23 protein-coding genes are annotated in these 20248 nt (G+C 66.8%); 4 read left to right on the top strand and 19 right to left on the bottom strand.

Features of this window, described 5'->3' with window-relative positions:
- Positions 1-5: 5 nt before the first annotated feature.
- The 14 genes from E4K09_RS27450 to E4K09_RS27385 all read right to left on the bottom strand — a co-directional run bounded on the left by E4K09_RS27450 (position 6) and on the right by E4K09_RS27385 (position 12155).
- Positions 6-1100 (bottom strand): PhoH family protein, encoded by a 1095-nt coding sequence (locus E4K09_RS27450; RefSeq protein WP_134500774.1) that lies wholly within the window; start codon positions 1098-1100, stop codon positions 6-8.
- A gap of 65 nt (positions 1101-1165) precedes the next feature.
- Positions 1166-2524, bottom strand: a complete 1359-nt coding sequence (miaB, locus tag E4K09_RS27445) for a tRNA (N6-isopentenyl adenosine(37)-C2)-methylthiotransferase MiaB (protein ID WP_134500773.1) — start codon at positions 2522-2524, stop codon at positions 1166-1168.
- Positions 2525-2617: 93 nt separating this feature from the next.
- A complete protein-coding gene (locus E4K09_RS27440; protein ID WP_134500772.1) occupies positions 2618-3301 on the bottom strand; it encodes a glutathione S-transferase family protein in 684 nt (227 codons plus the stop codon).
- A gap of 149 nt (positions 3302-3450) precedes the next feature.
- Positions 3451-4218 carry a lyso-ornithine lipid O-acyltransferase gene (gene olsA, locus E4K09_RS27435; RefSeq protein ID WP_244610725.1) on the bottom strand — a complete coding sequence of 256 codons (768 nt, stop codon included), beginning with the start codon at positions 4216-4218 and terminating at the stop codon, positions 3451-3453.
- Positions 4215-4670: a Fur family transcriptional regulator gene (locus tag E4K09_RS27430; protein WP_425293891.1), complete on the bottom strand. Its 456-nt coding sequence runs from the start codon at positions 4668-4670 to the stop codon at positions 4215-4217. The genes olsA and E4K09_RS27430 overlap by 4 nt, the downstream gene beginning before the upstream one ends.
- Before the next feature lie 160 nt (positions 4671-4830).
- Complete coding sequence (locus E4K09_RS27425; RefSeq protein ID WP_134500771.1) at positions 4831-5316, bottom strand: GNAT family N-acetyltransferase; 486 nt, start codon at positions 5314-5316, stop codon at positions 4831-4833.
- Positions 5313-5996, bottom strand: coding sequence for a tRNA (adenosine(37)-N6)-threonylcarbamoyltransferase complex dimerization subunit type 1 TsaB (gene tsaB, locus E4K09_RS27420; RefSeq protein WP_134500960.1), 684 nt, complete (start codon positions 5994-5996; stop codon positions 5313-5315). Before tsaB ends, E4K09_RS27425 begins: the two co-directional genes overlap by 4 nt.
- Positions 5997-6094: 98 nt before the next feature.
- The gene (locus tag E4K09_RS27415; protein WP_244610724.1) at positions 6095-6481 is read right to left on the bottom strand and encodes a hypothetical protein; all 387 of its coding nucleotides are present in this window, start codon (positions 6479-6481) and stop codon (positions 6095-6097) included.
- A 177-nt stretch (positions 6482-6658) separates the two neighbouring features.
- Positions 6659-7249 carry a malonic semialdehyde reductase gene (locus E4K09_RS27410; protein ID WP_244610723.1) on the bottom strand — a complete coding sequence of 197 codons (591 nt, stop codon included), beginning with the start codon at positions 7247-7249 and terminating at the stop codon, positions 6659-6661.
- Between the two features lie 165 nt (positions 7250-7414).
- Positions 7415-7975, bottom strand: coding sequence for a NifU family protein (locus tag E4K09_RS27405; RefSeq protein WP_134500769.1), 561 nt, complete (start codon positions 7973-7975; stop codon positions 7415-7417).
- 181 nt (positions 7976-8156) lie between these two features.
- A complete protein-coding gene (locus E4K09_RS27400; RefSeq protein ID WP_166802541.1) occupies positions 8157-8654 on the bottom strand; it encodes a universal stress protein in 498 nt (165 codons plus the stop codon).
- A 151-nt stretch (positions 8655-8805) separates the two neighbouring features.
- Complete coding sequence (trpS, locus tag E4K09_RS27395) at positions 8806-9846, bottom strand: tryptophan--tRNA ligase (RefSeq protein ID WP_134500768.1); 1041 nt, start codon at positions 9844-9846, stop codon at positions 8806-8808.
- A 105-nt stretch (positions 9847-9951) separates the two neighbouring features.
- Positions 9952-11475, bottom strand: coding sequence for a murein biosynthesis integral membrane protein MurJ (gene murJ / locus E4K09_RS27390; RefSeq protein WP_134500767.1), 1524 nt, complete (start codon positions 11473-11475; stop codon positions 9952-9954).
- A gap of 53 nt (positions 11476-11528) precedes the next feature.
- Entirely contained in the window at positions 11529-12155 is a 627-nt protein-coding gene (locus tag E4K09_RS27385; RefSeq protein WP_134500766.1) for a thioredoxin domain-containing protein, read from the bottom strand.
- A 188-nt stretch (positions 12156-12343) separates the two neighbouring features.
- Here E4K09_RS27385 and E4K09_RS27380 point away from each other — a divergent pair, with 188 nt between their 5' ends.
- Positions 12344-13246: a protein-L-isoaspartate O-methyltransferase family protein gene (locus E4K09_RS27380; protein ID WP_134500765.1), complete on the top strand. Its 903-nt coding sequence runs from the start codon at positions 12344-12346 to the stop codon at positions 13244-13246.
- 19 nt (positions 13247-13265) lie between these two features.
- On the opposite strand, the gene fabI is transcribed toward E4K09_RS27380, so the two are convergent.
- From fabI to fabA, 3 genes are all read right to left on the bottom strand, one after another.
- Positions 13266-14096, bottom strand: a complete 831-nt coding sequence (fabI, locus tag E4K09_RS27375) for an enoyl-ACP reductase FabI (protein ID WP_134500764.1) — start codon at positions 14094-14096, stop codon at positions 13266-13268.
- 155 nt (positions 14097-14251) lie between these two features.
- Positions 14252-15475 (bottom strand): beta-ketoacyl-ACP synthase I, encoded by a 1224-nt coding sequence (gene fabB, locus E4K09_RS27370; protein WP_134500763.1) that lies wholly within the window; start codon positions 15473-15475, stop codon positions 14252-14254.
- Between the two features lie 230 nt (positions 15476-15705).
- Positions 15706-16227: a 3-hydroxyacyl-[acyl-carrier-protein] dehydratase FabA gene (gene fabA / locus E4K09_RS27365; RefSeq protein ID WP_193557365.1), complete on the bottom strand. Its 522-nt coding sequence runs from the start codon at positions 16225-16227 to the stop codon at positions 15706-15708.
- 250 nt (positions 16228-16477) lie between these two features.
- On the opposite strand from fabA, the gene irr reads away from it, so the two are divergent.
- On the top strand, positions 16478-16951 hold the full coding sequence (gene irr / locus E4K09_RS27360; RefSeq protein WP_134500761.1) for a Fur family transcriptional regulator Irr: 474 nt from the start codon (positions 16478-16480) through the stop codon (positions 16949-16951).
- A 173-nt stretch (positions 16952-17124) separates the two neighbouring features.
- Entirely contained in the window at positions 17125-18003 is an 879-nt protein-coding gene (locus tag E4K09_RS27355; protein WP_134500760.1) for an EamA family transporter, read from the top strand.
- Between the two features lie 7 nt (positions 18004-18010).
- On the opposite strand, the gene E4K09_RS27350 is transcribed toward E4K09_RS27355, so the two are convergent.
- Both E4K09_RS27350 and E4K09_RS27345 read right to left on the bottom strand, forming a co-directional pair.
- The gene (locus tag E4K09_RS27350; RefSeq protein WP_091132489.1) at positions 18011-18157 is read right to left on the bottom strand and encodes a DUF3096 domain-containing protein; all 147 of its coding nucleotides are present in this window, start codon (positions 18155-18157) and stop codon (positions 18011-18013) included.
- Between the two features lie 89 nt (positions 18158-18246).
- Positions 18247-18795: an SH3 domain-containing protein gene (locus tag E4K09_RS27345; protein ID WP_134500759.1), complete on the bottom strand. Its 549-nt coding sequence runs from the start codon at positions 18793-18795 to the stop codon at positions 18247-18249.
- Positions 18796-18958: 163 nt separating this feature from the next.
- Between E4K09_RS27345 and E4K09_RS27340 the strand changes: the two genes are divergently transcribed.
- A complete protein-coding gene (locus E4K09_RS27340; protein ID WP_193557364.1) occupies positions 18959-19951 on the top strand; it encodes a 2-hydroxyacid dehydrogenase in 993 nt (330 codons plus the stop codon).
- Positions 19952-20248 lie beyond the last annotated feature (297 nt).

The raw sequence follows: 20248 nt of genomic DNA, 5'->3' as shown, positions 1-20248 counted from the left end.
CTCGATCACGGCCTTGCGTTCCGTTCGCGGGGGAAGGGCTCCTGAGGCGGCGCCTCGCGGGCGGCGGCGTCGTAGGCCGACACGATGCGGCGCACGAGATCGTGGCGCACCACGTCCGCCTCCTTGAAGGTCACGCGGGCGATGCCCTCGACGCCGTGCAGGATCCGCACAGCCTCCACGAGGCCCGATTTCTGCCCGGGCGGAAGGTCGATCTGCGTCGGATCGCCCGTGATGATCATGCGCGAGCCCTCGCCGAGGCGGGTCAGGAACATCTTCATCTGCATCGACGTGGTGTTCTGCGCCTCGTCCAGCAACACCAGGGAATTGGTGAGCGTGCGTCCGCGCATGAAGGCGAGCGGCGCGATCTCGATCATGCCGGTCTGGAGGCCCCGGTCCACGTGGCGCGCCTCCATGAAGTCGTAGAGGGCGTCGTAGATCGGGCGAAGATAGGGATCGACCTTCTCGCGCATGTCGCCGGGCAGGAACCCGAGGCGCTCGCCCGCTTCGACCGCGGGACGCGAGATGATGAGCCGGTCCACCTGCCCCGCCTCGAGGAGCGAGACCGCGTAGCCCACGGCCAGCCAGGTCTTACCGGTGCCGGCCGGACCTTCGGCGAAGACGAGCTCGTTCTGCTTGAGCAGCTTGATATACGTGTTCTGCGCCGCGTTGCGGGCTCGCACGGGGCCGCGCTTGCGGGTGGCGATGTGGTCGAAGGCGGTCAGGCCGGGGGCCGGTGCCTCCTCGGGAGAGAAAAGAGAGCCCTGCAGGGTAGCCTCCTCGATGGTGCCGTCCACGTCCCCGGGGCTCAAGGCCGCGCCCTGGCGGGCCCGGTCGTAGAGCCCCTCGAGCACGCGTCGCGCCATCTCGGTCGCCTCCGGCGAGCCTTTCACGGTGACCCGGTTGCCGTTGGCGATGGCGGCCACGTTCAGGCGCCGCTCCAGATGAGCGAGATTCTGGTCGTATTGCCCGAAAACAAGGCTGGCGAGGCGATTGTCGTCGAAGGTGAGGATGATTTCGGCCTCTTCCTCGACGCCTGGATGCAGGGTGCTAGGGGATCTGCCCTTTTGCGCTGGTGCGGTCGCGTTGTCCGCTGGCCTCAAATGCCTCTCCTCTGATTTCGACGGCAGGATCGCCGCGAAAGTAACTCCCGTGAGCCGAGAAGGTGTCAGGCCGCGGCCTGATTGCCGGGCTGCACCACCTCTCCGAACAGGCTGTTCGAGCCCGCCCGCGTGATCCGCACCGTCACGATGTCGCCGACCCCGTGGCTGTCCGTCTCGATCTGCACAGCCTGGAGATAGGGCGACTTGCCGGCCATCTGGCCCGGGTGACGACCCGGCTTCTCCAAGAGAACGTCCAGAGTCTGACCAACGGTTCCGTGATTGAAAGCCTGTCTTTGCGTTTCCAACAGGTTTTGAAGGCGCGCCAGACGCTCCGTCTTCACGGCCTCCGGGACCTGGGTCTCGATGTCGGCGGCCGGCGTGCCCGGACGGGGGCTGTACTTGAACGAGAAGGAACTCGCGAAGCCCGTATCGGCCACGAGCCGCATGGTGTCCTCGAACTCCGCGTCGCTCTCGCCCGGGAAGCCCACGATGAAGTCGGAGGACAGGGCCAGGTTCGGCTGCGCGTCGCGGATGCGCGCGATCAGGCGGCGGTACTCGTCGCCCGTGTGCTTGCGGTTCATGGCCTCGAGAATGCGGTCGGATCCGGACTGCACGGGCAGGTGCAGATAGGGCATGAGGGCCGGCAGGTCGCGATGGGCGGCGATCAGTTCGTCGTCCATGTCGCGCGGGTGGCTCGTGGTGTAGCGCAGCCGCGCGATGCCGGGGATCTCGGCCAGGCGATGGAGCAGGCGGCCCAGGGACCAGACCGAGCCGTCCGGGCCCTCGCCGTGATAGGCGTTCACGTTCTGGCCGATGAGCGTGAGCTCGCGCACCCCCGCATCTGCCAGGCGCAGGGCCTCGTCGAGGATCTTGGCCACCGGGCGGGAGACCTCGGCGCCGCGGGTATAGGGCACTACGCAGAAGGTGCAGAACTTGTCGCAACCCTCCTGGATCGTCAGGAAGGCGGAGACGCCCCGGTTCCGGATCGCGGCCCGCGACGGCTTGGGCAGATGGTCGAACTTGTCCTCGATGGGGAACTCGGTATCGACCACGCGCTCGGCTTTTGCCTTTCTGAGCAGCTCCGGCAGGTTGTGGTAGTTCTGCGGACCCACCACCACGTCCACGGCAGGGGCGCGGCGCAGGATCTCCTTGCCCTCGGCCTGGGCCACGCAGCCCGCCACCACGATCTTCGTCTCCTGGCCTTGAGTCTGGCGCTCCTTCTTGAGCTCGCGCACGCGACCCAGCTCCGAATAGACCTTCTCGGCGGCCTTCTCGCGGATATGGCAGGTGTTGAGGATGACGAGGTCCGCCTCCTCCATGGCCTTGGTCTCGGCATAGCCTTCCGAGGCCAGCATGTCCGCCATGCGCTCGGCGTCATAGACGTTCATCTGGCAGCCGTAGGATTTGACGAAGACTTTTTTCACGAGATCGGCCTGTGTGCTTGCGATGCGGGCGATAAAACAATCGACCGGCCTTTTAAGCCTTTTGAGCCTCAATGAGAATAGCGGCCGTTTGGCTCAATCGCGGAAGGCCCCGTCCACAGGTGCGGAGAGCTCCCGGTCCGCCTCGGCGATCTCCGCAACGATCCGCCCGAAGGCGGACCGTTCGGACAAGCCGGCGTACCAGGCGGCCAGCGCCGGGAACGGCTTCAGGGACGGTCCGCCGAGGCGCCGGGCATAATGCACCGCCATGAAGGCGGAGATGTCGGCCACTGAAAACCGCCCGCACAGGAAGCGCCTGCCCGCAAGCGCGTCCTCCAGCTTGGCGAAGTGGCCTGCGATAACGGGCTCGGCGTCCCTCGCCTTAGCTTCGTTCGCGATCCAGCGCCCCTCGTCGTCCGGGCGCGGCTCCGTCCGGTGCATCAGGGCCCGCAGGGGCACCAGCATCACCTCGTCGGCGAAGACGTCGATCAGGCGGCAGCGCGCGCGCTCCTCCGGCCGGTCCGGATAGAGGGCCGGGGCGGGATAGGCATCCTCCAGGTACTCCAGGATCACCGTGGAATCGTAGAGCGTGACGCCGTTGTCGACGAGGACCGGAACCTGACCCTTCGGGTTGGCGGCCAGCACGGCCGGGTCCTTCGGGCTGTAGCCCCGAGTCTGGCTGAAGGGCACCTGGACGCGCTCGAAGGAAAGTCCCTTCTCGTGGAGGGCGATTTCCACCTTGCGCGAGAAGAGGCTCAGGGCCCCGGAATAGAGCTTCATCGTCGGTCCTTTCGAAAAGCATCCGATCGGGAAAATGCTCCTGGACCGGTCCGGGAGCAAACCAGAAATCCTTGCGCCCTGACGAAGAAAACCTTCGCAGGGCCTCGTTTCGAAGGGAAAAGAGTTCTCGGCTCCACGATTCCGCGGCCTCAGCCCGCCGTCAGCGCCCGCCTGACGGCGCTCTCGGCGGCGGCGGTGGCCTGCTTGCGGTTGCCGTTGAAGGGGATCGGCTCGCCCCAGGTCACCACCACGTCGATGGGATGTCCCTCCAGGAAGAGCTTGAGGTGGGGGCCGAGGTCCATGTCGCCGTACCAGGCGATGAAGGGCCGGTCGCGCCGGGTGATCGGCAGCCCGTTGCGGCGGATGTAGGAGATGGCGAGCGGCTGCAGGAAGACCTGCTCGACGCTGTCGTGCATGAGCGCGGCTTGGGCCGCGCCAACGAGGGAGGAGCGGAAGGGCAGGAGCCGGTTGCCGTCGCTCGTGGTGCCCTCCGCGAAGAGGACGATCACCTCCCCCTTCACGAGGCGATGGGCGAGGGCGTCGTTCACCTCGGCGGTCGCCTTCCGGCGCTGCCGGTCGATGAAGACGGAGCGCTGGAGCCGGGCCAGGAGGCCCACCACCGGCCAGCCTTCGATCTCTGATTTCGCGATGAAGGAAAGGGGATGGGTTGAGCCGATGACGGGGATGTCGAGCCAGGAGACGTGATTGGCCACCACGAGCGTCGGCGCGTCGCCCGGCGGCATGCCCTTTTCGATCACGCGGACATTGAAGAGCCTCAGGAGGATGCGGTGAAACAGAACCGGCAGGTGATGCATGACCTGCCAGCCGAAGCGGAGCCCCAGCATCTGCAGCGGAACGAGCACGAGGCTGCACAGGACGAGGATGAGAAGCCGCAGGGCGGTGGCGAGTGTCGTCACGCGTCGTCCTTGTCGAGCGGCACCGCGTAAAGCTCGAGACGGTGATAGACCACCTTGTAGCCGAGGCGCCTGGCGATCTCGGTCTGCAGGGCCTCGATCTCGTCGGAGTGGAACTCGATCACGGCGCCGGTCTCAAGGTTGATGAGATGATCGTGGTGCTCGCGTGCCGCCTGCTCGTAACGGGAACGGCCGTCGCGGAAATCGAGCCGCTCCAGGATGCCTTCCGTCTCGAAAAGCTTCACGGTCCGGTAGACGGTGGAGAGCGAGATGCGGTCGTCCACCCCGGCAGCGCGCCGGTGCAGCTCGACCACGTCGGGGTGGTCGGCCGCGTCGTCGAGAATTTGGGCGATGATCTTGCGCTGGCCCGTCATGCGCAGGCCCTTGTCGCGGCAGGCGCGCTCGATCAGGCCGGGACGGCGGGGTTTTCCGATGCTGCTGGTCCGTGTTGCCAAGGCTCAGAACTCATTCCTCAAAACTCATTCCTGGGGCATCGGACCCGGGATCGGCCCGATGCTCACGCTCCTTCATGGGCGCATCGTCGAGTGAGAAACCGGGACCCTTCCTCCGCGCGATGCGCCTGCGGATGCTTATAGGGGACTTGCCGGGGAGGGGCTATAGCGCAAGCGCCATGGTCAGCGCCGCCACCCGGCTGCCGTCCGGCTTCTGGTAATAGCCCTCCCGCCGTCCGGTTTGCGTGAAGCCGAAGCGGCGGTAGAGGGCGAGGGCGGGATGGTTTTCCTCCTCCACCTCCAGATGGACCGTGCGGATTCCCCGGCGGGAGAGTTCGTCCAGATGCCGTTCGAGAAGCGGGATCGAGAGGCCCTTGCCCCGCACCTCCGGGGCGATCGCGACGGTGAGGATCTCCGCCTCGTCGAGCACCATGCGCGAGAGCACGAAACCGGCAGGTTTCGTGCCCGCGCCCAGGAAGAGCCCGTCCCCGATCACCCCGCGCTCGCCCAGAAGCCGCTCGAAATCCAGCGTGCTCCAGGGCCGCGCGAAGGAGGCCGCATGAATCGCCGCCATCGGGGCTGCAGCCTCGGTGTTCAGGGGATCGATGCGCGGCCCGCCCGGCTTCTTGAAACGATCGAAGAAGCTCATTGGCGTGCGATGCGCGCGCCATCCTGAGGCTTGGCGTCGGGATCGCGGAGGTAGAGGGGCTTCGGGAGGGCCTGATTCGGATCGGCGAGGGCGCCGAGGCGCGCCACCCAGGCGATGTCAGGCGCCTGCGGCATGTCGGTGATGTGAGCCTCCACGCCCTGCACCCGCGCCTCCGCGGCCAGCATCACGGCCGCCGAGCCGCTGATCAGGAGAGGGCCCGAGCCGAGCACGCGAATCGCGTCGCGATAGGTCATGAGGCTCGGCGGGATGATGGTGCGCCCGCCGGGAGCGATGGCCTGGATGTAGATGTTTCCGTGCTTGGCGTCGAGGGCGGCGGTGAACAGCCCCCGCCGTTCGTTCACCATGAGCGGAGCCAGGAAGGCCGAAAGGGTGGCCACGCCCACCACGGGGATTCCGGCCGCAAGCCCGATGCCCCGGGCGGCCGAGATGCCGACGCGCAGGCCCGTGTAGCTGCCCGGCCCCACGGTCACGGCCACCCGGTCGAGGCTCTCGAAGCCGCCTTCCACTTGCGCGGCGACCCGGTCGATGAGCGGCAGCAGGGCCTCCGCGTGGCCGCGCTCCATGGGCAGGGTTTCGGCCGCGAGCGGTTCGACGTCGTCGGCCTGCCAGATGCAGGCCGAGCAGGCGCCGAGAGCGGTATCGATGGCAAGGACGCGCAACATTCGTCTCCGTCTGATCGAGACACCTCTTTAGCGCATCGTGCGGAAAAGTGGATCCGGTTTTCACCGGTGAAGGCCTTGTTCCGCGGCGAAAGGCGTCAGCCCTTCAGGGCGATGCCGCCATAGCCCAGGAGATCGGCGAAAAGCGCGGCGGCGACACCGCAGGCGACGAGCATCAGTCCGATGACGAAGACCCTGACCGAGCGGTTGTACTTGGCGATCCGGAGAGAATCGATCGCCAGAAGGTCCGCCAGGGCCTTGATCTGGAGCACGATCCCGAGGGTGATCGCGGACACCGCGATCAGGTCGGAGCGCTCCCAGTCCCCCGGAACGCCGGCCCACCGGCTCAGAAAGCCCAGCGAGAAGCCCACCACGACCCCGATCGCCGTCAGCGAGCCGTTGCGGAAGGTCGCGTCGATCGTGGCGCGCTCCGGAGCGGGCTCGGGTGCTGGATCGATCCTGTCGGCAGGCAGTTTCTCGGTCACGGCGTACCGCTCATGGAGGTCGGGAGCGGATCTTAGAGCATCGGCCCCAAAAGTGGACTTGCACTTTTGGGATCCATCCGATGCTCCATTCTTAGGAGAGCGCATCGTTCGACGCGGCCCTCCGGGTCCGCACGTTCGCTAGCCCGGAATGGCAGGAGCCGAGCCTGGCTGCCGCCGTCACTCGATCCGGCAGAACTCCTCGAAGGCGAAGCGCGGCGCGCGCGGGCGCAGCTGCTCGGGAATTCCGTAGCCGAGATTGATCAGGAAGTTGGACTTGATCGTCCCATCCGGAAAGAAGGTTCTGTCCACGCCCTCGTGGTCGAAACCGCCCATGGGGCCGCAATCGAGGCCCAGCGAGCGCGCCGCCATGATGATGTAGGCACCCTGCAGGGTGGAGCCTTGGAACGCTGTGCGGGCAATGGTTTCGGGCGTGTCCGTGAACCAGCTGCGCGCGTCCTTGCTGTGCGGGGCCAGGAAGTCGAGCTTCTCGTAGAACTCCATGTCGTGCGCCACGATCACGGTGGCCGGCGCGGTCATGGTCCGGTGCACGTTGTATTCGTCGAGATGGGGACGCAGCCTCTCCTTGGCCGCTTGGGACACCACGAAGACGAAGCGGCCCGGCGACGAATTGCCGTTGGTCGGGGCCATCTTGGCGAGATCGGCGATCTGGCGCAGGGTTTCATCGGGGATCTTCCGGTCATCCCACGCGCGATGGGTCTGAGCCTTGCGGAAGAGCTGGTCGAGGGCGGCGTCGGATAGGGACGGCACGGCGAAGCTCCAAAGAAAAGCGCAGCTTAGCGCATCGTGCGATCCCGAAGGGCCGCACGATGCGTTCTTCATAGATGGAGCGCCGGATGGATCCCGAAAGTGGGTTCCGCTCTCGGGTCCGATGCTCTGGCCGCGCTGCTCGATTCCAGGGTTCTTGGCGCTTGTTTAGACAGCCTGGACCTCGCGCACGTCCGGCAGGAAATGGCGCAGCAGGTTCTGGATGCCGTGGCGGAGCGTTGCGGTCGAGGACGGGCAGCCGGAGCAGGCGCCCTTCATGACGAGGTAGACCACCCCGTCCCGGAAGCCCCGGAAGGTGATGTCGCCGCCGTCGCCGGCAACCGCCGGGCGGATACGGGTCTCGAGCAGCTCCTTGATGGTCTCGACCGTGGAGGCGTCCTGCGGGTCGAAGAACTCCTCGCCGTCCTCGTCCGTGGCGCCGTAGCCGTTGGAGAAGAGCGGCGCGCCGGTCATGAAATGCTCCATGATCCCGCCGAGGATCGCCGGCTTCAGGTGCTGCCACTCGCCATCGGCCTTGGTGACGGTGATGAAGTCGTAGCCGAAGAAGACGGCGGCGACGCCCGGCACGGCGAAGAGGCGCTGGGCCAGGGGCGAGAACTCGCCCTGCTCGGGCGTCTTCGCCTCGAAGGTGCCCTCCGGCATCACGACGCGGCCGGGCAGGAACTTCAGGGTGGCAGGATTGGGGGTGGCTTCGGTCTGGATAAACATCGCTTTTGGTCCTCTGACGCCGGTTCAAGGCCGGCCGAGCGGTGGGCTTAGAATCGTTCTAACAGGTTTCGGATTCAATGTGGATCGGGAAGGGGCCGATTCCAAGAGGAGAATCACGAGGCCGTCGTCCCGATGCTGCGGAGCCGGATCGTCGCTCCGCTTCGTTCGGAATGGTTTTCTCTCAACCCGCCAGCGCGTCGATTTCCTCGTCCGTGAGGCTGCCCGGCACGATGACGATGGGAACCGGGAAGGTCGAGGCCGCGCGGCCGGCCAGCGTGCTCACGAGAGGGCCGGGACCTTCCTTGCCGCTGCCGGCGGCGAGCACCAGGAAGGAAACGTCCTCGTCCTCGCGGATGAGCTTGAGGATCTCGTCGGAGCGGTCACCCACCCGGATCACCTGCTCCGGCTCCACGCCGGCGGCGCTGCGGGCCTCGCGGGCGGCCGCCTCGAGGAGTTTGGCCGCCTCCTCGCTCGCTTCCTCGATCATGGCCTCGCCGACGCCGATCCACTCGAAATCGTCCGGCGGATCCACCACGGCGAGCATGAGCATGCTCGCCCCCGTCCGCGCGGCGCGGCGCGAGGCGAAATGGACCGCCCGCGCGCATTCCGGCGTCTTGTCGACCACCACCATGAATTTCGGCCGGTGACCCGATTCGTAGGATCGGCGCTGCCCGCTCACTGCCCGCTCTCCTGCAACGGCACGATGCTGCCCTGCTCATACGAATAGGGCAAGGGCCGCGCTTTGATCTAGCGCATCGCGAGGTCGGGAAACAGGGGCTGCCTGCTGCATCCTTGGCTGGGCGAAGCGGAGACCGCTTCGCCCAAGGGGTTCAGCGCTTGCGAACGAAGCCCACGATGTCCTTCACGGCGTCCATGGTCTGGGCGGCGATGACCCGGGCGCGGTCCGAGCCGTCGACGAGGATCGTGTCGATATGGCCGGGATCGGCCATCAGACGGCGCATCTCGCCGGCGATCGGGGCGAGCTTCGTTACCGCCACGTCCACGAGCGCCGCCTTGAAGCCCGAGAACTGCGAGCCGCCGTGATCGCGCAGCACGTCCTCCGGCGTGGTGCCGGTGAGCGCCGCATAGATCGCGACCAGGTTCTCCGCTTCGGGACGACCTTTCAGGCCCTCGACCTCGGAGGGTAGGGGCTCGGGATCGGTCTTCGCCTTGCGCACCTTCTGGGCGATGGTGTCGGCATCGTCCGTGAGGTTGATGCGCGAATAGTCGGACGGGTCCGACTTCGACATCTTCTTCGAGCCGTCGCGCAGGGACATGACGCGGGTCGCCGGACCCTGGATCATGGGCTCGGTGAGCGGGAAGAAGGCATCGCCATAGCCGCTCGCGGCGATCGAGGCGGCATAGTCGTTGTTGAACTTCTGCGCCACGTCGCGGGTCAGCTCGAGATGCTGCTTCTGGTCCTCGCCCACCGGCACATGGGTGGCGCGGTAGACCAGGATGTCGGCGGCCATCAGGCTCGGATAGGCGTAGAGGCCGAGCGAGGCGTTCTCGCGGTCCTTGCCGGCCTTCTCCTTGAACTGCGTCATGCGGTTCATCCAGCCGATGCGCGCCACGCAGTTGAACACCCAGGCGAGCTCCGCGTGCTGATACACCTGGCTCTGGTTGAAGATGATGCTCTTGTGCGGGTCGAGGCCGGCCGCGAGATAGGCGGCCGTCACCTCGCGGATCTGGCGCTTCAGGTCGGCGGGATCCTGCCAGATGGTGATGGCGTGCATGTCGACGACGCAATAGATGCATTCCATCGTCTTCTGGAGTTCGATCCAGCGGATCATCGCGCCAAGATAGTTTCCGAGATGCAGGTTGCCTGTCGGCTGCATGCCGGAGAAAACCAGCTCCTTGAACTGCGCCATCGTCTTGCACTCCCACGCCAGGCCGGGTTGGACGCCGGTCCGCGCTGCTTTGTCCATGTTTCGTTGCGGCGCGGTTATGACAGGGCCGCGCCACGATGCAAGCGTTTAACGGAAGGCGCGCACGTCGTCACGGGTGACCGCACCGGTCAGCCATGCGGCGGCGGCATAAAGGGCAAGGCCGCCGAGGCAGAACGCCGCGAGGGACAGGCTGTCCGTGGGCGCCTGGATCCTCTGCGCCGCCGAGAGGCCGAGGCCCATGACCCCCGTCGAGAGGGCGATGCGCGCCACGCGCCCGAGAAAGCGGCGGTCCGGGCGCCACAACCCGGCCCGGGCCAGCAGCCGGACCATGGCGGCCGCGTGGGCGGCGCAACCCAGGCTGATGCCGAGCGCGATGCCCGCTGCTCCCCCGAGAGGCGCGAGAATGACGCCGCTCGCGAGCGTGACAACGATGCCGAGACCGGTACCCGCGATCGTCTGGCGCAGGGCTCCGCGCGCGAACAGGGTCTGGCTCAGCACCTTGCCGGCGGTGGCGAAGGGCAGGCCGAGGCTGAGCGCCGCGAGCACCTGCGCGGTACCGGCGGAATCGGCCGGCAGGAACGCTCCGCGTTCGAAGAGAACCGTCGTGACGGGGACACTCAGGATCAGCAGGGCGGCGCCCGCCGGGAGGGCGAGCAGCAGCGCCATCTCCAGGGCCCTGTGCTGGGCCGACACGATGGCGGCCGTTTCACCCGCGTGGTGATGCCGGGCGAGTGCCGGCAGGAGCACGCTGGTGCCCAAGGCCGCCATGAGGCCGAGGGGCAGCTGCATCACCCGCTCGGCGTAGTAGAGCCAGGAGATACCCGAGGGCCAGAAGGAGGCCACCTGCGTGCCGGCCAGCACGAACAGCTGCACGGCTCCGCTCGCCACCAGGGCGGGAAAGCCCGCAAGCAGCAGGTTCTTCAGGGCCGGCGACCAGCGCGGCCTGCGAAAGCGCACCAGAGGGTCCTGGCCCTGCCGCAGCGCGGCCCATACGGCGAGGAGCTGGAGGAAACCGGCCCCGCTCGACGCCGCCGAGAGCCACGCGGCTTTCGCCTCAAGAGGCAGGACGAAGGCTTTCTCCAGCACCACGACGGTCAGGATCAGCCCGGTGTTCACCACGAGCGGCGCGAGGGCGGTCGCCCCATAGCGCCCGCGCATGTTGAGGATCGCGGCGGCCACGGAGGAGAGCGTCACCGACACGACGATGGGAAAGGCCAGACGCGTGTAGAAGGCCGCCAGCGCCAGCGTCCCCTCGTCGCGAAGGCCCGGCGCGAGGAGAAGCGCCACGAGGCCCGCGCTGATCTCCACGAGCGCGGTGAGCCCGAGAAGCGCCAGGGCAAAGACGCTGATGGCATCGCCGGCCGCTGCGGCGGCGTCCTTTGGTTCCATGCGGCTCAAATGCGGCACGAGGGCCGGATTGAGTCCGCCTTCGCCTACAATGCGGCGGACGAGGTTCGGCAGGCGAAAGGCCGTGAGGAACGCATCCGCCACCGGGCCCGCTCCGAGGGCCTGCGCGAACAGCAGGTCTCGAACAAAGCCGAGAATGCGCGAGGCAATCGAGCCGAGGCCGACCAGGAGGGAGGAGCGGATGAGCGACAGGGGCAGGGACATGGGCAATGTCGCGCTTATACGCTTGAGCGCGGATTGTCTAAGGGATCCCCGCTCTAACCCCTGGCCCGCGCAATCGCCTCGCGTTTCTGGGCCAGGGTCATGCCGCCCACATAGGCTTCCGTTCCCACCAGGAAGGATGGGGTGGCGGTGAAGCCCAGCGAATCGCCGATCTTGAACGAGTCCTTCATCCACTGGGTGGTGCGGTCGGTGTTTCCGACGTCCTCGATGCGCTTCGCGTCGCCGCCGAGGCGCTCGATCTCCTTCAGGGCCCGCTCGCCGTCGACGGCTCCCTTGAGCCGGAAGAGCGCGAGATGCAGCGGCAGGTAGCGCTCGGGTCCGTAGACCTGAAGATAGGCGAGGGCCGCCTTGGTGGCCGTGACGGACGGAACGCCGAGCACGGCGAAATTCATCAGCACATAGGTGAGATCGGGCTCGGCCTTCAGGAGCTCGGGCAGATCCGCGGCCGATCGCCTGCACCAGGGGCAATTGTAATCGAAGTACTCGATCATGATCACGTCGCCGTGCCGGTGCCCGAGCCTCACGGCGGACGGCTGAGCCAGGGCGTCCTCGACGAGCTCGACGGGGACCATCTGCGGTTCCGGACCGGACTGGGCGGCGGCCGGAAGGCCGGCACCGGAAGCGGCGAGGCAGGCGAGAAGAGTGCGGCGGGACAGGATCATGAACAGAGGCTCTCGAAGCGCGAGATGTCCTGTTGCCGCCCGATCGTGTCCGGAGCAAGGCCAAGCTTTGCCCCTTCATGCACTTGTGAAGAGCAGAGGCTCCGGCGATGCTTGAAGCCGCTTGCCGGCGCGACGGTTGCCATGGTGCTCCCGGCCTCGGACGGTGAGCCGATACCAGGACCGCACCGATGCTGGAACCCGCTTTCACGACTGAAGAATTGGCCCTGGTCCGCCGCGCCTATGCCAGGCAGATCCTGGCCCTCGTGGGCGCCTCGGACGATATCAGGCTCGAACGGGCCTTCGCAGCCGTGCCGCGGGAGCGGTTTCTCGGGGAGCCGCCCTGGACTCTCGCGCGCGGAGCCGGCGGCTACGAGCCGCTGCAATCCCGGGATCCCGCCGTGCTCTATCAGGACGTGCTCCTGGCGCTTGCGCCCCACCGCGGCGTCAACAACGGCAGCCCGTCCCTTCATGCGGGATGGCTGCACGCCCTGGCCCTCCGCGAGGGCGAGCGCGTCGCGCAGATCGGGGCGGGAACCGGCTACTACACCGCCATCCTGGCGGAACTCGTCGGAGAGAAGGGCCATGTGCTGGCAGTCGAGCTCGACCCCGTCCTCACGCAGGCGGCGCGTGCGAATCTCGCAGACCGGCCCAACGTCACGGTGGTGGAGGGCGACGGCGCCGGATGGCCGCGCGAGGATGTCGATGCGGTCTATGTGAACTTTTCCGTCGAAAAGCCCGCCGATGCCTGGATCGATCGCTTGAAGCCCGATGGGCGCGTCATCTTCCCTCTTGGTCTGCCCCGGCCCAGGCCGAGCTCCTGGGGAGGCACCCACGCCCTGCACGGCGCGGGCCTTCTCGTGACGCACCATGAGACAGGATTGGCGGTGCGATGGCTGGGCCGGGCCTTCTTCGTCTGCGCGGACGGCGAATTGTCGAAACCCGGCCCCGAGCGTCAGGCTCTTCAGGCCGCGTTCGAAGGGGGCGGGATCGAGTTCGTCCGCAGCCTGATCTGGCGGCGCCCCGCCCGGCCCGAACGGTGCTGGTTCACCGGATCGGGCTGGGCCCTGTGCTACGACGAGGCGGGCGGCTGATCCGGTGACGGAGACGCCGTCAGGCTTCCTCGCCGGTCACGCCAGCGGCGTCCTGGGCCTTGAGCACCTCGGGGCGCGGCATGGAGATGATGTTGTAGCCGGAATCCACGTAGTGGATCTCGCCGGTCACGCCGCCGGAAAGGTCGGACAGCATGTAGAGGGCGGCACCCCCCACATCGTCGATGGTGATGTTCCGGCGCAGGGGCGAATGGGCCTTCTGGTAGGTGAACATCAGGCGCGCATCGGCGATGCCGGCGCCGGCGAGGGTCCGGACTGGGCCCGCCGAGATGGCGTTGCAGCGGATGCCGGCGGGGCCGAGATCGTTGGCGATGTAGCGTACGGACGCCTCGAGCGCCGCCTTCGCCACGCCCATCACGTTGTAGTTCGGCATCACGCGGGTGGAGCCGCCATAGGTGAGGGTGAGGAGCGAGCCGCCGTTCTTCATGCGCCGGGCGGCGCGCTGCGCGATCTCCGTGAAGGAGAAGCAGGAGATGACCATGGTGCGCGAGAAGTTCTCGCGCGTGGTGACCTCCGTATAGGAGCCCTTGAGCTGCGACTTGTCGGAGAAGCCGATGGCGTGGACCACGAAATCGAGGGAGTCCCAGCGCCGGTCGATGGCCTCGAAAGCGGCGTCGACGGAGGCGAGGTCCTCCACGTCGCAGGGAATCACGAGGTCCGAGCCCAGCGATTGAGCGAGCGGCGTCACGCGCTTTCCGAGAGCCTCGCCCTGATAGGTGAAGGCGAGCTCCGCGCCGTGCTCGGCCAGGGCCTTGGCGATGCCCCAGGCAATGGAATGGTCGTTCGCGACGCCCATGATGAGGCCGCGCTTTCCTTGCATCAGACCGCTCATACGGGTCCCCCTATGCATCGGCTCGATTGTCGGACGCCGATCGTTAGCAAACCGTGCATCCGGAGCCTTGGTCTTGATTTCAATGAGCGTATCCATGCGAGGTCCCCCTTGTGATTTCGGGACATCGCACGGCGCCGTCTCAGGTTTATGACGTCTTATCCGTTGTAGCGGCTGAAGACGAGTGTGGCATTCGTGCCGCCGAAGCCGAACGAGTTCGACAGGACCGTGTCGATCTTTGCGTCGTCGATGCGCTTGCGGACGATGTTCATGTCCGCGAAGGCCGGGTCGATCTCGTCGATATGGGCGCTCTCGCAGATGAAGCGGTTCTGCATCATCAGGAGCGAGTAGATCGCCTCCTGCACGCCGGTGGCGCCGAGCGAGTGGCCGGTGAGCGACTTGGTGGCCGAGATCGGCGGGCACTTGTCGCCCGAGCCGAACACCTCGCGGATCGCCTCGATCTCCTTCTGGTCGCCGACCGGGGTCGAGGTGGCGTGCGGGTTGATGTAGTCCACCGGCTCGCGCACGTTCTGGAGCGCCATACGCATGCAGCGCACCGCGCCCTCGCCCGAAGGCGCCACCATGTCGTAGCCGTCGGAGGTCATGCCGTAGCCGACGATCTCGCCGTAGATCCTGGCGCCACGGGCCTTGGCGTGCTCCAGCTCCTCCAGCACCAGCACGCCCGCGCCGCCGGCGATCACGAAGCCGTCGCGGTTGGCGTCATAGGCGCGCGAGGCGCGGGAGGGGGTCTCGTTGTACTTGGTGGACATGGCGCCCATGGCGTCGAAGAGGTTGGACAGGGTCCAGTCCAGGTCCTCGCAGCCGCCGGCGAACATCACGTCCTGCTTGCCGTACTGGATCATCTCGTAGGCGTTGCCGACGCAGTGGTTGGAGGTCGCGCAGGCCGACGAGATGGAATAGTTCACGCCCTTGATCTTGAACCAGGTGGCAAGCGTGGCGGACGCCGTGGAGGACATGGCCTTCGGCACCGCGAACGGGCCGATGCGCTTGGGACCCTTGTCGCGGGTGATGTCGGCCGCTTCCACGATCACGCGGGTGGAGGGGCCGCCCGAGCCCATGATGATGCCGGTGCGCTCGTTGGAGATGTCGCTCTCCTCCAGGCCGGAATCGCGGATCGCCTGATCCATGGCCACATGATTCCAGGCGGTGCCGCGGCCGTGGAAACGCATGGCCCGGCGGTCGACGAGGCTGTCCACGTCGATCTGCGGGGCTCCATGCACCTGGCAGCGGAAGCCGAACGTCTCGTAATCCTCGGCCTTCGCAATGCCCGACTTCGCTTCGCGCAAAGAGGCAAGCACCTCCTGCGTGTTGTTGCCGATGGACGAAACGATGCCCATTCCGGTGACGACGACGCGCCTCATAGCCTACCTCTTCATAGAATCTTGCATGCCAGCCTTGTGACTTAAACACGTAAGGCCGGACCGGCTCATTCTCAACCGCGAGCCTGCGGGGGATCGCCGGGCGATCCGTCGAACCCGATGGCCCCGCCGCACGCGGCAGGGCCGGTTTTTCGAAAAGATCATGTCTTGTCAACATGATGAACGATATGTCGTGGGTCTCGGGGACGCTTGGTGGCGCCCCTGAGCCGTCTTTAGCCGCCGGCCGGGGTCTCCGCCTGGAACAGGCCGACGCGCATGTCCTTGGCCTCGTAGATGCGCCGTCCGTCGGCCTCGAGCCAGCCGTCGGCGATGCCGAGCACCAGCTTGGAGCGGAACACGCGCTTGAGGTCGACGCCATAGACCACCTTCTTGACGGTGGGCAGCACCTGATCGGAAAACTTCACCTCGCCGACCCCCAGGGCCCGGCCGCGGCCGGGCGATCCGCCCCAGCCCAGGAAGAAGCCGGTCAGCTGCCAGAGAGCGTCCAGCCCCAGGCAGCCCGGCATGACCGGATCGCCGTGGAAATGGCAGGGGAAGAACCAGAGGTCCGGGCGGATGTCGAGTTCGGCGCGCACGTGGCCCTTGCCGTATTCGCCGCCGTCCTCGGCAATGGAGGTGATGCGGTCGAACATCAGCATGGGGGGCAAGGGCAGCTGCGCATTGCCGGAGCCGAACAATTCTCCGCGCCCGCAGGCAAGGAGCTCTTCGTAGTTAAAGCTGGACTGGCGGGCCATCCGGGGTGCCGATCCTTTCATCGCGTTCTCAAAAAGCGGCCCAGGGCAGGTCCCGGGGCCTTCGATGGGGCTCTGGTAGCACAGGCTTGGCCGTCCATCAAAGGGACCCGGGTGCCGGGCGGCGATTCTTTTGCCGTTCCGTTCCTCAGGGACAATCCTTAAGCGCGACCGTGGATCACCTTGCGGCGACCCTCTCGCTTTCCTATGATTGTGATGATAGAAGCGCTCGTTTCCGCAAACAGTTCCGATAATGACCGATCCTTTGTCCGCCTATATCGAGTCCACCACGGCTCCGGCCCACCGGAGGGGTTGCCCGCTCTCCGAGCTGCGCGACAAGCTTCGCCGCGTCGGTCTGCGCCCCACCCGCCAGCGGGTCTCGCTGGGATGGCTCCTGTTCGGCAAGGGCGACCGCCACATCACGGCCGAGATGCTGTTCGAGGAGGCGAGCCGCGCCCGCGTGCCCGTGTCCCTGGCGACCGTCTACAACACCCTGCACCAGTTCACGGAAGCCGGCCTCCTGCGGCAGCTCGCCGTCGACGGCTCCAAAGCCTATTTCGACACCAACCCCACCGAGCACCACCACTTCTTCCTGGAGGACGAGGGTGAGCTCGTGGACATGCCCGCCACCTCCGGCGTGAGCGTGGCCGATCTGCCCGAGCCGCCGGACGGCATGGAAGTGGCCGGCGTCGAGGTGATCGTACGCCTTCGCCGCAAGTCGGCTTAAAACCCTCCGAACGGGCCTTCGGAGCGGCCAGAGCACTGGGACTTGTGGCTGACCGGCCCTTCGGTCACCGACGCGGCGCTCTGGATCTGCAGGATGCTCTCATCTCAAAGGAAAGCATCAGATCTATCCCAAAAGTGCAGGTCCACTTTTGGGTCCGATGCTTAGGCTCCCCCATGCTGCTCGCCCACTCTCTCCTGGCCGTTCTCGTCACCGTCATCTGGGGGTTGAGCTTCGTGGTGATCAAGCTCGGGGTCGGCACCATGCCGCCCCTGCTGCTCTGCGCCCTGCGCTTCCTCTTCGCCGCCGTTCCGGCGGTCTTCTTCGTCCCGCGTCCCAAGGCTCCGCTCGGGAATGTGCTGGCCTACGGCTTCTTTCTCGGGGTCGCGCAGTTCGGCCTGCTCTTTGCGGCCATCGCCTTAGGCATGCCGGCCAGCCTCGCCTCGCTCGTCATGCAGGCGCAGGTGTTCTTCACGATCCTGTTCGCGGGCCTCGTCATGAACGAGCGGCCCGGCCTCCACCAGGTCCTGGGCGGCCTCGTCGGGTTCTGCGGCCTCGTGATCATCGCCGTGCCGCGCCTGTCCGGCAGCGGGGCCGGGCCTTTTCTCATGACGGTGGCCGCGGCGGCGGCCTGGGGCGTGGCGAACATCGTGTCGAAGCGGGCCGGCCGGGTGGACATGCTGGGCTACATCGTCTGGTCGAGCCTCGTCGCGCCCCTGCCCCTGCTGGCGCTGTCGCTTCTCCTCGACGGTCCCGGCCCGGTGATCGCGGCCCTGTCCGCCATGGGTCCGGGCACCTGGGGGGCCGTGGCCTATCTCGCCTATCCCACCACCGTCTTCGCCTTCGGACTCTGGGCTTACCTGCTCTCCCGCTATCCGGCCGCCACCGTGACGCCGTTCGCCCTGCTCGTGCCCGTGGCCGGGATCCTCGGCTCGGCCCTCATTCTGGGTGAAGCCATGCGGCCCATCGAGGCCGTCGGCGGGGCCGTGATCGTGGCGGGCCTCGCGCTCAACGTGTTCGGGGGACGGATCCTGGGCGGCCGAAGGGCCGCTTGAGGATTCGTCAGCGGATGAAGCCGAATCCGACCAGCGCGTAGACGATCAGGAAGATCGCCACGAACACGTTGAGAAAGCGCGGTGCCACAAGGGAAGCGATGCCCAGGATCAGGGCGAGGATGGGCAGGAGCTTGAAGCTCAGATTGATGGACATGGACCGGGTCCCGAAAGGTGAGGTATGATACTCCGTTACCTATCAGGCCATTCCTTGATAAAGTGGAAACGCCGGCCCATCCTCGGAGCCTACTCGATCTGCTCGTTCGGATAGACGCCCCAGAGCCTTTCCTGCTGCACATAGCCGTCGAGGTCGCGCGCGTTGTCCATGGTGATCATGACGCGGCACCATTTGCCGTCGCAGGCCTTCACGTTTGTGATCACGCCCGGCTGCATCTGGGCCACGACCCCGCTCTTGTCCTCCGGCCGCTCGAGAAGGCTGATCGGCGGCTCGCCGGTCTTGGCCCAGGGCATCACGAGGGCCGTGCGCCGTCCCGAGAGGAGGGAGTGCAGCACCCAGCCTTCCGTGCCTTCCGAATCGCGGATGCGCCGCCAGGTCTCGTATTCGGCGATGATCTCCACGGGCAGGCCCGCGCGCTGGAACACCCAGGCCGTCCGGTGATCCTTGGAAGGACCTTCGCGCAGGTTCACGCGGTCGGTCTTCAGGCTCACATAGCGCGGAACGGGCAGGCCGGTGCCGAGGCGCCCGCCGGGCGGCTGCTGCCCCTGGGGCTGCTGCGCCTGGGCCGACACTGCGCTCAAAAGAAAAGCCGCAACGGCAACGACGATCTTGCGCATGGCATCCCTCTCGGCGACTTTGTGTCTGCTTGAAGCCTCTGATAGAGAAGCTTGGCTGATGCCGCCACGCGGCGGCTCGTCGCTTTTTGTTGCCGGAGCAGGGTTAAGGGAGCGTGAAAGCCTCTCCGAAACCCGGCCGTTCGATGCGGGATTGCTGGAGCCGATGAAAAAGAGACCTGCCGTCGTCGTCACCCGCCGCCTTCCCGACGTGATCGAGACACGCCTGCGGGAGCTGTTCGACACCCGCCTCAACCTGGAGGACAAGCCTCTCTCCCGGGAGGAGCTGGCCGAGGCGGTCCGCACGGCCGACGTGCTCGTGCCGACCATCACGGACGAGATCGATTCCGGGCTGATCGGGCAAGCCGGGCCCAGCCTCAAGCTCATCGCCAATTTCGGCAACGGCGTCGACAACATCGACGTGGCGGCGGCCGTCGCGAAGGGCATCACGGTCACCAATACGCCGGGCGTGCTCACCGAGGACACGGCGGACATGACCATGGCGCTCATCCTCGCGGTCGCCCGCCGCATCACGGAAGGCGCCAGGGTGATTCCGGATGGGGATTGGGCGGGCTGGTCGCCCACCTGGATGCTGGGCCGGCGCATCACCGGCAAGCGGCTCGGCATCGTCGGCATGGGCCGCATCGGCCAGGCGCTCGCCCGCCGCGCCCGGGCCTTCGGCCTGTCGATCCATTACCACAACCGCCGCCACGTGCCGCCGAAGATCGAGGCGGAGCTCGAGGCGACCTACTGGGAATCCCTCGACCAGATGCTGGCGCGCATGGACATCGTGTCCGTCAACTGCCCGCACACGCCCGCCACCTACCACCTGCTGTCGGCGCGCCGCCTCAAGCTCATGAAGCCCGACGCCATCGTCGTGAACACAGCGCGCGGCGAGATCATCGACGAGGGTGCGCTCACCAAGCTCATCGAAGCCGGCGCCATCGCGGGCGCGGGCCTCGACGTGTTCGAGGAGGAGCCCGCCGTCAACCCGCGCCTCGTGCGGCTCGCCAAGCAGGGCAAGGTGGTGCTGCTGCCGCATATGGGCTCGGCCACCCATGAGGGCCGCATCGCCATGGGCGAGAAGGTGCTCGTCAACATCCGGGCCTTCATCGACGGCCACAAGCCGCCGGACCGCGTGCTGCCGAGCATGCTCTAGAGCATCGTGCGGACCCAGAGGGCCGCGCGAACGATGCTTTCATTGAAGAAAGAAAGCATCGGATTGATCCCAAAAGTGCAAGTCCCCTTTTGGGTCCGATGCTCTAGGATATCACGCATGCTCCAGGCCACGCGGAGGCCTGAAGAAGGCCGTTCGTGATGTCCTCACGAGCAGAGTCCTGCCGAGGGCCAAGGCCCCGGCGGGCTCTCGGACGGGCAAGGCATCGCTCATGGGCGCACAGGAGAACCCTCTCCCATATAACATATGTGAGTGCATGGCCGGGTCCGAAGCGGCCAG

Source organism: Microvirga pakistanensis (assembly GCF_004458765.1).
GTDB classification, from domain to species: domain Bacteria; phylum Pseudomonadota; class Alphaproteobacteria; order Rhizobiales; family Beijerinckiaceae; genus Microvirga; species Microvirga pakistanensis.
Note: the sequence above shows the minus strand (reverse complement) of the source record. Positions and strands in the feature narration are given on the sequence as shown.

Coding starts and splice junctions, on each gene's coding strand:
- E4K09_RS27440 (WP_134500772.1), bottom strand. CDS start 3,301: ATGAAGCTCTATTCCGGGGCCCTGAGCCTCTTCTCGCGCAAGGTGGAA.
- E4K09_RS27425 (WP_134500771.1), bottom strand. CDS start 5,316: ATGAGCTTCTTCGATCGTTTCAAGAAGCCGGGCGGGCCGCGCATCGAT.
- E4K09_RS27405 (WP_134500769.1), bottom strand. CDS start 7,975: ATGTTTATCCAGACCGAAGCCACCCCCAATCCTGCCACCCTGAAGTTC.
- trpS (WP_134500768.1), bottom strand. CDS start 9,846: ATGGCGCAGTTCAAGGAGCTGGTTTTCTCCGGCATGCAGCCGACAGGC.
- murJ (WP_134500767.1), bottom strand. CDS start 11,475: ATGTCCCTGCCCCTGTCGCTCATCCGCTCCTCCCTCCTGGTCGGCCTC.
- E4K09_RS27385 (WP_134500766.1), bottom strand. CDS start 12,155: ATGATCCTGTCCCGCCGCACTCTTCTCGCCTGCCTCGCCGCTTCCGGT.
- E4K09_RS27380 (WP_134500765.1), top strand. CDS start 12,344: ATGCTGGAACCCGCTTTCACGACTGAAGAATTGGCCCTGGTCCGCCGC.
- fabI (WP_134500764.1), bottom strand. CDS start 14,096: ATGAGCGGTCTGATGCAAGGAAAGCGCGGCCTCATCATGGGCGTCGCG.
- fabB (WP_134500763.1), bottom strand. CDS start 15,475: ATGAGGCGCGTCGTCGTCACCGGAATGGGCATCGTTTCGTCCATCGGC.
- fabA (WP_193557365.1), bottom strand. CDS start 16,227: ATGGCCCGCCAGTCCAGCTTTAACTACGAAGAGCTCCTTGCCTGCGGG.
- irr (WP_134500761.1), top strand. CDS start 16,478: ATGACCGATCCTTTGTCCGCCTATATCGAGTCCACCACGGCTCCGGCC.
- E4K09_RS27355 (WP_134500760.1), top strand. CDS start 17,125: ATGCTGCTCGCCCACTCTCTCCTGGCCGTTCTCGTCACCGTCATCTGG.
- E4K09_RS27350 (WP_091132489.1), bottom strand. CDS start 18,157: ATGTCCATCAATCTGAGCTTCAAGCTCCTGCCCATCCTCGCCCTGATC.
- E4K09_RS27345 (WP_134500759.1), bottom strand. CDS start 18,795: ATGCGCAAGATCGTCGTTGCCGTTGCGGCTTTTCTTTTGAGCGCAGTG.
- E4K09_RS27340 (WP_193557364.1), top strand. CDS start 18,959: ATGAAAAAGAGACCTGCCGTCGTCGTCACCCGCCGCCTTCCCGACGTG.